This window comes from Pseudomonas sp. Sample_9, from assembly GCF_004307535.1.
Taxonomy (GTDB): Bacteria; Pseudomonadota; Gammaproteobacteria; order Pseudomonadales; family Pseudomonadaceae; genus Aquipseudomonas; species Aquipseudomonas mercuritolerans.
On record NZ_RAZO01000068.1, the window covers coordinates 1 to 10417 of the forward strand.

12 protein-coding genes and 1 pseudogene are annotated in these 10417 nt (G+C 60.7%); 10 read left to right on the plus strand and 3 right to left on the minus strand.

Going from position 1 to position 10417, the window contains the following annotated elements; genetic code table 11:
• The 3 genes from D6877_RS04055 to D6877_RS04065 all read left to right on the plus strand — a co-directional run.
• A partial coding sequence (locus D6877_RS04055; protein WP_130909931.1) for a substrate-binding domain-containing protein occupies positions 1 to 720 on the plus strand: 720 nt, incomplete at its 5' end.
• Positions 721 to 832: 112 nt separating this feature from the next.
• A complete protein-coding gene (locus D6877_RS04060; protein ID WP_130909932.1) occupies positions 833 to 1978 on the plus strand; it encodes an SRPBCC family protein in 1146 nt (381 codons plus the stop codon).
• A complete protein-coding gene (locus D6877_RS04065) occupies positions 1975 to 3051 on the plus strand; it encodes an SMP-30/gluconolactonase/LRE family protein (protein ID WP_130909933.1) in 1077 nt (358 codons plus the stop codon). Before D6877_RS04060 ends, D6877_RS04065 begins: the two co-directional genes overlap by 4 nt.
• A gap of 109 nt (positions 3052 to 3160) precedes the next feature.
• Here D6877_RS04065 and D6877_RS29315 read toward each other — a convergent pair whose 3' ends face one another.
• Together D6877_RS29315 and D6877_RS04070 are read right to left on the minus strand one after the other, a co-directional pair.
• Positions 3161 to 3325: a hypothetical protein gene (locus tag D6877_RS29315; RefSeq protein ID WP_165368399.1), complete on the minus strand. Its 165-nt coding sequence runs from the start codon at positions 3323 to 3325 to the stop codon at positions 3161 to 3163.
• 99 nt (positions 3326 to 3424) lie between these two features.
• Complete coding sequence (locus D6877_RS04070; RefSeq protein WP_130909934.1) at positions 3425 to 3679, minus strand: DUF465 domain-containing protein; 255 nt, start codon at positions 3677 to 3679, stop codon at positions 3425 to 3427.
• Between the two features lie 204 nt (positions 3680 to 3883).
• Here D6877_RS04070 and D6877_RS04075 point away from each other — a divergent pair, with 204 nt between their 5' ends.
• Entirely contained in the window at positions 3884 to 4405 is a 522-nt protein-coding gene (locus D6877_RS04075; protein WP_016774469.1) for a DUF4142 domain-containing protein, read from the plus strand.
• Between the two features lie 56 nt (positions 4406 to 4461).
• Here D6877_RS04075 and D6877_RS04080 read toward each other — a convergent pair whose 3' ends face one another.
• Complete coding sequence (locus D6877_RS04080) at positions 4462 to 4725, minus strand: hypothetical protein (RefSeq protein WP_130909938.1); 264 nt, start codon at positions 4723 to 4725, stop codon at positions 4462 to 4464.
• Between the two features lie 260 nt (positions 4726 to 4985).
• Here D6877_RS04080 and D6877_RS04085 point away from each other — a divergent pair, with 260 nt between their 5' ends.
• The 6 genes and pseudogenes from D6877_RS04085 (at position 4986) to D6877_RS04110 (ending at position 10413) form a co-directional block, all read left to right on the plus strand.
• Complete coding sequence (locus D6877_RS04085; protein ID WP_130909935.1) at positions 4986 to 5837, plus strand: STAS domain-containing protein; 852 nt, start codon at positions 4986 to 4988, stop codon at positions 5835 to 5837.
• A 2-nt stretch (positions 5838 to 5839) separates the two neighbouring features.
• Positions 5840 to 6202 carry an STAS domain-containing protein gene (locus D6877_RS04090; protein ID WP_016774466.1) on the plus strand — a complete coding sequence of 121 codons (363 nt, stop codon included), beginning with the start codon at positions 5840 to 5842 and terminating at the stop codon, positions 6200 to 6202.
• The gene (locus D6877_RS04095; RefSeq protein ID WP_016774465.1) at positions 6199 to 6603 is read left to right on the plus strand and encodes an anti-sigma regulatory factor; all 405 of its coding nucleotides are present in this window, start codon (positions 6199 to 6201) and stop codon (positions 6601 to 6603) included. Before D6877_RS04090 ends, D6877_RS04095 begins: the two co-directional genes overlap by 4 nt.
• Positions 6600 to 7613, plus strand: coding sequence for an ATP-binding protein (locus D6877_RS04100; RefSeq protein WP_130909936.1), 1014 nt, complete (start codon positions 6600 to 6602; stop codon positions 7611 to 7613). The genes D6877_RS04095 and D6877_RS04100 overlap by 4 nt, the downstream gene beginning before the upstream one ends.
• Positions 7606 to 8480: pseudogene (locus tag D6877_RS04105) on the plus strand (ATP-binding protein). Before D6877_RS04100 ends, D6877_RS04105 begins: the two are co-directional and overlap by 8 nt.
• The gene (locus D6877_RS04110; protein WP_073474818.1) at positions 8470 to 10413 is read left to right on the plus strand and encodes a response regulator; all 1944 of its coding nucleotides are present in this window, start codon (positions 8470 to 8472) and stop codon (positions 10411 to 10413) included. The pseudogene D6877_RS04105 and the gene D6877_RS04110 overlap by 11 nt, the downstream one beginning before the upstream one ends.
• Positions 10414 to 10417 lie beyond the last annotated feature (4 nt).

Here is a 10417-nt window from a genome sequence, read left to right on the forward strand (position 1 = left end):
GTGCGCAATCGCGCCGGGGCGAAGTTGACGGCCAATGGCGAAGCGTTCGTGATCTACGCCAATCAACTGGTGCAGACCTGGGAAGCCGCGCGCCGCGACTTGCCGCTGCCCGAGGGTTATCACAACGTTCTGCACATCGGTGGCGAGGTCAGCCTGTGCAACCCGTTGATGCTCAGTTGGGCGGCGGAACTGCGCGAGAAAATCCCCGGCCACGCACTGCGCATGGAAATCCGCGATGGCGAGAATCTGTTGCGTCAGCTCGAACTTGGCGTACTCGATGCGGCGCTGGTTTATCAACCGGAGTACTGGCCGGGCTTGCAGGTCGAGCAAGTGCTGGAGGAAAAACTGATTCTGGTGCGCGCCCCCGAGCGTCCGGAGCCTTACGTCTACATCGATTGGGGCCCGGATTTCCGCCGTCAGCACGACGCCGCCCTGCCGGAAAAAGCCAAAGCCGCGCTGAGCTTCAACCTTGGCCCGCTGGCCCTGCAATACATCCTCGAACATGGCGGCAGCGGCTATTTCCGTACTCGCGTTGTGCGCACTTACCTGGAGACCGGCGCCCTGGAAGCCGTCACCAAAGCGCCGGAATTCGGCTATCCGACCTATCTGGTGTATTCCCGTGATCGCGACTCGGCAGTGCTGCAACAGGCCTTCGATCTGTTGCGCGAAGTGATCCGCACCGATGACGACTGGTCGCAGCGCTGGAATCCGTTGAGCTGACGGACAGCCTCAGTCCAGAGCATGGCGCTTAAGGCCGCAAGGTTCGCGCTGCACAAGTCAGCGGATCGGCTAATCTGCCGGGTATAACAACAATACCCGCAGGTGAAACGCATTGAGGCAGACCACCGAGGCATTCCGCAGCCGCTACCGCGCGGCCATTCATCCTTTGTACAACCCGTGGCTGCATGGCGCGTTCGTATTGCTGTTCGGCATTTTCGCGATCGCTGCGTTCTGGCGCACGGTGCATTCAGTGAACTGGCTGGAATGGCTGACGGTGCCGCTGAGCCTGTTGTTGTTCAACTTCGGCGTGTACATGGTCCATCGCCATCTGGGCCATCACAAAAAAGCCTTCGCAAAGATGTTCTACGCGCGGCATGCCGGCGACCATCACAGCTTTTTCACCCCCGGGCACATGACCTACGACAGCGCGCGGGACTGGCGGGTGATTCTGTTTCCAGCCTGGCTGATCGTCATTCATACCCTGGTGATCACCCTGCCCCTTTGGTGGCTGCTCGCGCAGGTCAACGCCAATGTCGCCGGGCTTTTCGCAGGGTGCATGGTGCTCGGTTATCTGCTCTACGAAGCCTTTCACGCCTGTGAACATCTGCCGCCGCGAAATCCCTTGACCCGGTTGCCGTGGATTCGCCAGATGCGCCGTCTGCATGAACTGCATCACCGCCGCGAGCGCATGCAGGAGCGTAACTTCAACATCGTTCTGCCCTTGATGGACTACCTGTTCGGCACGCTGTACCTCGAGCCGGAACCCGCCCCTTTGAGTGATTCGCAAATGCCCATGACGCGCATGCAGCACCAGATCGATATCGCCGGCGAGCCGGTCGCTGTGCTGGCCTATGCCGCCAGCGTCAGTCACTGGCCGGACTGGCATCCGTCTTCATTGAAAATTGACGGTCCGCAAGGCCCGCTGCATGCCGGTGCGCGTTTCGAAGAGGACATCCATGCCGGCGGACGTGCCGGTCACTTGCGCTGGGAAGTCAGTGAATACCTGCCGGGCCGGCGCTGGTGCGCACGCGCGCAAAGTGATCAGGGCCTGTCCCTGCGTTTGACTTACGAGTGCTCGGCGGAGGCTGGCGGCACGCGTTTCGTGCGCACGCTGGAATATCGCTTTGACGGTTTGCTCATGCGTCTGGCTAATCGCCTGTTGCTCAAGCGTCGCATCGAGCGCGAGTCTGCCGCGTCCATGCTTGCCCTGCGCGACACGACCGCGCAGTACATCGGCGCGGCGAGGGCCAGCGCGTGAAATTACGTTATCTGCTGTGCCTGCTGATCACTCTCGTCATCGCCTTCTTGTTTTTGCTGCCAACCAAAGTCGAACCGGTAGCATGGACACCATCACCGGCGCCCTCGCTGAAAGAAGGCATCTACGCGGACAACCAGCGCCTGAAAGCTGTTGCAAAGGTCGGGCCGAGCGACATCGAAGGGCCTGAGGCGCTGCTGCTGGAAGACGAATTTCTCATCACCGGATTGCATGACGGCCGGCTGATCCGCAGCAGCCTCGACGGCACGCAGCGCAAGGTCCTGGCCGACACCGGTGGCCGCCCCTTGGGCCTCGCCCGTCATCCGAACGGCATGCTGGTGATTGCGGATGCGGTCAAGGGCCTGCTGTCTCTCGATGCGCAGGGCCGCGTGATCCCGTTGACCACCGAGGCCAACGGCGTGCCATTTGGTTTCACCGATGATGTAGCGATCGACAAGTCAGGCCACTACGCCTACTTCAGCGATGCCTCGAGCCGCTGGGGCTATGGCCATGACGGTGAGGCGATCATCGAGCACGGCGCCGACGGCCGTTTGCTGCGTTACGACTTTCAGAGCGGCAAGACCAGCGTCTTGCTCGACAAGTTGCAGTTCGCCAACGGCGTCACCCTTGGCCCCGACGAAGCCTATGTGCTGGTCAATGAAACCGGTGCTTATCGCATCAGCCGCTACTGGCTGAGCGGGCCGAAGGCCGGTACCCATGATGTGTTCATCGACAACTTGCCGGGGCTTCCGGACAACCTCTCGTTCAATGGCAGCAATCGCTTTTGGGTAGCGTTGTACGCGCCGCGCAGTGCATTACTCGACGGCACGGCTGAACATCCGTTTTTGCGCAAGATGATAGTGCGGGCGCTGACGGTTTTGCCCAAGCCTGTTGAAAAGCGTGGGTTCGTGTTGGGGCTGGATCTGGACGGCAAGGTGATTGCCAATCTGCAGGACGCGAGCGAAGGCAATTATTCGCCGATTACCACGGTGCGCGAGTATGGGCAGTGGTTGTATTTCGGATCGTTGAAGGCGAGGCATATGGGGCGGATGGGGTTGGATGCGGCGCTGAAGTGAGCCTGCGCGATTTGCGGGGGAATGGACTTGCGCCTTCGCGAGCAGGCTCGCTCCCACAGGGGAAACGAATTCCAAATGTGGGAGCGAGCCTGCTCGCGAAGGCAGTCTGTCAGTTGCTGGACCGGTCGAACTTCTCCGGATCTTCATCCTCCGGCAATTCCTTTACGGTTTTTTCCGGATGCGCTGTGGTATGCGCCGGGCTGTTCGGTTCAGGGCGGGTCGGTATCGGGTCGAAGCCGCCCTGCTCTTCACTGGGGAATTTCGGATCGTTCATGAGGCACCTCGCAACGAGTCGATGGTTTGCAGACTCTGCACATTGGAGGTGCCGTTGACCGTAGCCGTTCCCTTGAGAAAATGACCACAGGTCGGGTGATTACTGTCCCGTCAGCGGCTGCCCGGCCAGTTGGGCGACGATCTGTTCCTTGACGATCACACGCTTCTCTTTGAGCTTTTTCAGCTCGTCGTCAGTGGGGGCGTCGGACTGGGCGTTCTCGGCCTCGACGACCGCTTTATCCACGTCGAAATACTTGTTGAGCAGCGAATCCAGCTTCGCATCCTCGGAGCGTTTTTGCTCGATCTCTTCCTTTTTGCAGCCCAGGTCCTGATACAGATCATGTGAAACCGGCATGAAACACCTCCATCAAATTGATCGACAACCAGCGCGACCGATGCGCTGACTCGTTATCAGCATGGCCTTGCGCAATGGCTTCTGTCGACACCCTGTCAGACCAGCGGTTGCCGTTCGTCGCCCTGTCGTAAATGCGATAAAACCTTTGGTCTGTGCGTTCGCTCCATTGGATAACGCTCACAAAAACCTGCGTGGAGATACCCAATGGACGGATTCAACCTGCGTCATCTCGCTCTGGCTGTTGCACTGTCTGCCGGCATGGGCAGCGCCTTTGCCGCTACCGACAACGATTTTGTCGATAACGCCGCCGCCGGTGGCATCGCTGAAATCGAAACCAGCCGCCTGGCTCTGGAAAAAAGCCAGTCAGCAGACATCAAAGCCTTTGCCAACCAGATGATCACCGATCACAGCAAGGCCAACGATGAGCTGGCGGCGATCGCCAAAGCCAACGATATCGAAGTCCCGGACACCACCACCCTGGTCAAACAGGCCAAGGAAAAGATTCTCGACATGCGCGATGAATCCTTCGATGCGGCCTATGCCAACAACCAGGTCAAGGCTCATGAAGAAACCATCGAGCTGTTCAAGAAACAGGCGAACACCGTGACCGATGACAAGGCCAAAGGCGCCACCGAACTGAAAGCGTTCGCACAGAAGATGCTGCCAGCGCTGGAAAAACACCTGGCCCACGCCAAAGAGCTGCAAGCCAAACATCCGAGCAAGTAACCGCCCGGCAATAAAAAGGCCGCATCCTTCGATGCGGCCTTTTTGCGTTTCAGCGATCAACCGCCATCGGTGTCGATATCGGCGTCGGTGCTTTCGCCCGGTTCAGGACGATCCGGGTCAGGCTTGAAGCCGGGGCTGAACTCGTTGCTGTTGTCATTGTGATGCTGCTTCTGATCGACCTCGGCAGCCGCGCTGTCCGCCTGTCCTTGTTCAGCCGGCGCGGGGGTATTTTGTCCCGGTGCCTGCGGGTCGATGGCCGGGTCGTTGCGGTTAATTGACTCTGAGGACTGATTTTGCTGTTGCGGCGCTTGCTCGTTCATATCCACCTCATTCATAGTCCTGCCTCCTTCTTCCAGCACGACTGGAAAACGTCGGGCATGCAGATTCGAAGCCTGACGCCGTAGATTCGTTCAAAACATCGTTGCCTGCTGCCACGCCGACTAGAGTTAGCGGGGCGTTCGACGCGGCAGGCAGAAAATTTCACCGCTGGATGAACAACTATCTCAAGCGGCAAATGTCAGTCAATTCGCGCCGGTCATTTCGCTGAGCCGGCCCCTATACGTAACGGAGCGACACGCACATGGCAGCACTGCAGAACAGCACAGTTGAAGCAATCAGGAACAACCAGGCTCAACTGCTGAGCGAATGGACCAAACGCCTCGAAGCCAGCGGTGCCACGCGCAATCTCAAGGAACACGACCTCGCTCAGCAAACCCGCGACTTGCTCGGCCTGCTGCTGGCCGGTCTGGAAAACGGCAACGGCAGCAAGATTGCCGCCGCAGGCTGGGAAGACACCCGTCAGTTTCTTGAAAAGCTGTCGCAGAGCCGCGCCCTGCTCGGCCAGGATTCCCAGCAAACCGCCAATTTCATCTTTGCCCTGAAGGGCCCGTTGTTCGCCCTGCTGCAAAACCATTATCAGGACCAGCCGGCACTGCTCGCCGAGCAACTGCTGGAAGTTTCCGAACTGCTTGATACGGTCGGCATGCACACCATCGGCACCTTCCAGAAATCCCGCGAAGCGGTGATCAAGCGTCAGCAGGAAGAATTGCTGGAACTGTCGACGCCGGTGGTCAAGCTGTGGGATGGCGTCCTCGCCCTGCCAATGATCGGCACCCTCGATTCGCAACGCACCCAGGTAGTCATGGAATCGCTGCTGCAACGCATCGTCGACACCGGTTCCGAGATCGCCATCATCGACATCACCGGCGTGCCGACCGTCGACACCCTGGTCGCCCAGCACCTGCTGAAGACCGTGACCGCGATTCGCCTGATGGGCGCCGATTGCATCATCAGTGGCGTGCGTCCGCAGATCGCCCAAACCATCGTTCACCTGGGTCTGGATCTGCAAGGCGTAGTCACCAAGGCCAATCTGGCCGACGCATTGAAACTGGCCTTGACCCGCTTGGGTGTCAGCCTCGTCAAGACGGCTTGACCATGGAACGTATTCCGATTCTTCAAATGGGCGATTTGCTGCTGGTGACCATTCAGGTCGACATGCACGACCAGCTCGCCATGACCCTGCAGGACGATCTGTCCGAGCGCATCAGCCGGACCTCGGCCCGTGGTGTGCTGATCGACATTTCCGCACTGGACATGGTCGACTCGTTCATCGGGCGCATGATCGGCACCATCTCGGGGTTGTCGAAAATCATGGACGCCGAAACCGTGCTGGTCGGCATGCAACCGGCGGTGGCGATCACGCTCGTTGAGCTGGGCATGACCTTGCCGGGCGTCAGCACCGCCCTCAACGTCGAACGCGGAATGAAACTGCTGCAGGATCGAGTACGCCTGCAATGACCGTACGCAGCAGTGGTACTCAACCCATCCTGATCGAACAGGACGTGGTACTGGCGCGCCAGACCACGCGCAAGCTCGCCACCGAATGCGGCATGCGCCTGATCGACCTGACCAAACTGGTCACCGCCGTCAGCGAGCTGGCGCGCAACACCATGGTCTATGGCGGCGGCGGCGACATGGATTGGCAGATCCTCGAGGAAAACGGCCGGGTCGGTTTGCGCATCACGTTCCGCGACGAAGGCCCGGGCATCCCCGACATCAAACTGGCGATGACCGACGGCTGGACTTCCGGCAGCGGACTAGGCCTCGGCCTGACCGGCGCCAAGCGCCTGGTCAATGAATTCGAACTCGACACTGAGCCCGGCAAAGGCACGCGCATTACGATCACACGATGGACATGAATATCACCGGGTCGTTGACCCAGGTTCTGCCGATCGAGGACAGCAGCCAGATCGGCCACGCCCGGCGCACCGCGCAGAAACTCGCCGAGCAGCATGGCTTCGACGAAAACGATGCCGGCCGCGTGGCACTGGTCGCGACGGAACTGGCAAGCAACGTGCTCAAGCATGCCCAGCGCGGCGAGTTCCATCTGCGTGTACTGACTCGTCCGGATAACGGTTTCGGCATCGAAATGCAGACCGTGGATCGCGCGCAGGGCTTTGATCTGGATGCCTGTCTGGCGGATGGTTTTTCCACTGGCGGTACGCAGGGCATCGGTCTTGGCGCGGTCTCGCGACAAACCAATGTGTTCGATGTCTACGCCGACCACCGTGGCGCGGTGTTGCTGGCGCGGATCTTTGCGCGCAGCGATCGTCACGCGGATATCCGCTTCGGGGTCAGCCAGCATTCGCTGCATGCCGATCCGGCCTGCGGTGATGTCTGGCATCTGGCGTATGAAGGTTCGCGGATCAGCGCGCTGGTGGTCGATGGCCTCGGCCATGGCGAGGACGCGGAACGTGCGGGCCTGGCCGGTGCCCAGGCATTCGCGCGGGCGCCGTTTGCCGATCCTGTGGTATTGATGGAAGACCTGCATCAGGAAATGCTCGGCACCCGCGGCGGCGCCGTCGCTTTCGCGCAGTTCGACAGCCAGCGCGATGGTCTGACGTTCGCCGGTGTCGGTAACATTGGCGCCAGTCTGCTCGAGGCTGGCAAATCCCGTGGCCTGGCCTCGCACCCCGGTATCGTCGGCGGCCAGTACCGTAAAGCCAAACCCTTTGACTATGCTCACGTGAACGGACATTTATTGATCATGTACAGCGACGGCTTACAGTCCCGTTGGAATCTCAAAGACTACCCCGGCCTGGTGCATCGCCATCCGTCCGTGATAGCCAGCGTCCTGCACCGCGACTTCTGTCGCGGTCGCGATGACGTGACGGTGCTGGTCGTTGATCTGGAGGCCGCCCATGGCTGAATCGACAACCCTGAGCCCTGCTGAACAGGCGGCGCTCATCGCTCAGTTGCAGCGCGAAACCACTGCCCTGCGCGAAGAGCTCGATGAAACCAACCAGGGCGTGCTGGCGCTGTACGCCGAGCTCGACACTCAGGCTGAAGAACTGCGTCAGGCATCGGATCTGAAAAGCCGCTTCCTGTCGTACATGAGCCACGAATTTCGTACGCCGTTGGGCTCGATCCTGAGCATCAACAGTCTGCTCGCTGACGAACTGGACGGCCCGCTCAGCCCTGAACAGCACAAGCAGGTAGCCTTCGTCAGCACCGCTGCCCGCGAGCTCAGCGACATGGTTGATGACCTGCTCGATCTGGCGAAGATCGAAGCCGGGCGCATCAGCATCTCGCCGGCCTGGTTCGACATGTTCGACCTGTTTTCGGCCCTGCGCGGGATGTTCCGGCCATCGTCGATGCTTCGGCGGTGGATCTGATCTTCGAAGAGCCGCTGGGCCTGCCGCGCCTGTATACCGATGACAAGAAGCTCGGGCAGATCCTGCGCAACTTCATTTCCAACTCGCTGAAATTCACCACCCGTGGCGAAGTGCGCGTGTCGGCGCGACTGGAAGGTGAAGACAAGGTGCGCTTTGCCGTCAGCGACACCGGCATCGGCATCGCGGCCGAGCTGCATGACACGCTGTTCGAAGACTTCTCCCAAGTCGATTCGCCATTGCAGAAACGTCTGCGCGGCACCGGTCTGGGCCTGTCACTGTGCAAGCGTTTCGCCGCCCTGCTCGGCGGTGAAGTCGGGGTAGACAGTACGCCGGGCGTCGGCTCGACGTTCTTTGTCATCATCCCGCTGGCGATCGCTCTGGAGAACGTCGATGAATCGTGACATCCGCCTGTTGATCGTCGATGACAACGTCGCCACCCGTTACGCCCTGCGCCGACGCCTGGAGCGCCATGGCTACACGGTGCTCGAAGCCGGCACCGGCAGCGACGGCCTGGCCCTGATCGAGAGCGAAGCCCTCGATGCGTTGATCCTCGACGTCAACCTGCCGGACATGAGCGGTTTCGACATCGTCCGCCTGTTGCGCGCCGACCCGCGCACTGCGCTGCTGCCGGTGATTCATGTGTCAGCGGCGTCGATCCAGACCGGCGACATCATCACCGGCCTCAACGCGGGCGCCGATGCCTATCTGATTCACCCGGTCGACCCGGATGTGCTCTTGGCGACGCTGCGTACCCTGCTGCGGGTGCGCGACACGGAAAATGCCCTGCGCGAAAGCGAGGCGCGTTTCCGCGAGATCTTCGCTAACGTCTCGGCGCCGATCGCGGTGCTCGATGCCAATCTGAAAGTGCATGAATGCAATCACGCATTTGCCCAATTGATCGTCGATAACCGCGACCCGCAGGCGCTGCGTGAATGCTTCGCCGAAGATCAATGCTCGATCCTCGATGAACTGCGTCTGCGTCTGGTCGACGGCGAGCGCTGGAAAGGCACGCTGAACATGCGCGTGCAGGGCGAGATTCGCGAGACGCAATGGCAGATTTCGCCGTATCGCACGCCAGAGCTGAGCCTGGTGTTTGTCGAGGACGTCACCGAACACCGCCACCGCGAGCGCTCGCATCTGGCGCGGCTGGATGACACCACCACGCAGCTGGCCAAGGAAGTCGCCGAGCGCGTGCACGCCGAGGCGCAATTGCTGCAAGTGCAGAAAATGGATGCGCTGGGCAAGCTCACCGGCGGTATCGCCCACGACTTCAACAACCTGCTGACCGGGATCATCACCAGCCTGGAACTGATCCAGAAACGCGTGGCCGATGAGCGTCTGGACAAGGTGCAGTTCTACACCGAAGCAGCGCTGAACTCAGCGATGAGCGCGGCCTCGCTGACCCATCGTCTGCTGGCATTTGCCCGCCAGCAGCCGCTCGATACACGGCCGGTGGACATCAACGAGCATGTCCGCTCGCTGGAAGAATTGCTGGTGCGCACCATCGGCGAGCGCATCACCCTCAAGCTGGAACTGACCAACAAACCGGCGATTGCGCTGGTCGACCCGGTGCAGCTGGAAAGCGCCGTGCTCAACCTGGTGATCAACGCCCGCGATGCCCTGCCCTCCGGCGGCAATATCTGGGTCAATACTTACGCCGCTTATTCCCACGGCGATCCTAATCTGGCCGATGGCGCGTACGTGGCGCTGTCGGTACGCGACGACGGCACCGGCATTGAACACAACGTGATCGACAAGGTGTTCGAACCGTTTTTCACCACCAAGCCGTTGGGTCAGGGCACTGGGCTTGGTCTGTCGACGATTTACGGTTTTGCCCGTCAGTCGGGCGGTGATGCGCACATTCGCAGCGTCGCCCGGCGTGGCACCGAAGTGACCATCATGCTGCCCGGCACCAACGACCCGACCGGGGCCGACGCGCCTGTGCCGGTGCCTGATGCCAAAGGCAGTGGCGAGCATGTGCTGATCGTCGAGGACATGGCCACGGTGCGCTTGTTCGTCACCGAAGTGCTGGAAGATGCCGGTTATCGCTGCACACAGGCGGCTGATATCGAGTCGGCGCTGGAGCGCTTGCAGAACGATCCGTCGATCGACCTGCTGCTGACCGACGTCGGCCTGCCGCGCATGAGCGGCCGTGAACTGGCGGATGTTGCCCGTGGCTGGCACGAAGGGCTGCCGATCCTGTTCATGACCGGCTACGCCGAAACCGCGCTCAACCGTCAGGTCTTCCTTGGCACCGGCATGGACATGCTGGTCAAACCGTTCCAGATCAGCGAACTGCTCGACAAGGTCCGCCGCACGCTGGATGGCGCCTGAACTG

Bases quoted from the DNA above. Each gene is read 5' to 3' on its own strand.
- D6877_RS04070 (WP_130909934.1), bottom strand. From the start codon at position 3,679: ATGCCGGTTTCACATGATCTGTATCAGGACCTGGGCTGCAAAAAGGAA.
- D6877_RS04110 (WP_073474818.1), top strand. From the start codon at position 8,470: ATGAATCGTGACATCCGCCTGTTGATCGTCGATGACAACGTCGCCACC.
- D6877_RS29315 (WP_165368399.1), bottom strand. From the start codon at position 3,325: ATGAACGATCCGAAATTCCCCAGTGAAGAGCAGGGCGGCTTCGACCCG.
- D6877_RS04100 (WP_130909936.1), top strand. From the start codon at position 6,600: ATGAATATCACCGGGTCGTTGACCCAGGTTCTGCCGATCGAGGACAGC.
- D6877_RS04075 (WP_016774469.1), top strand. From the start codon at position 3,884: ATGGACGGATTCAACCTGCGTCATCTCGCTCTGGCTGTTGCACTGTCT.
- D6877_RS04095 (WP_016774465.1), top strand. From the start codon at position 6,199: ATGACCGTACGCAGCAGTGGTACTCAACCCATCCTGATCGAACAGGAC.
- D6877_RS04080 (WP_130909938.1), bottom strand. From the start codon at position 4,725: ATGAACGAGCAAGCGCCGCAACAGCAAAATCAGTCCTCAGAGTCAATT.
- D6877_RS04090 (WP_016774466.1), top strand. From the start codon at position 5,840: ATGGAACGTATTCCGATTCTTCAAATGGGCGATTTGCTGCTGGTGACC.
- D6877_RS04085 (WP_130909935.1), top strand. From the start codon at position 4,986: ATGGCAGCACTGCAGAACAGCACAGTTGAAGCAATCAGGAACAACCAG.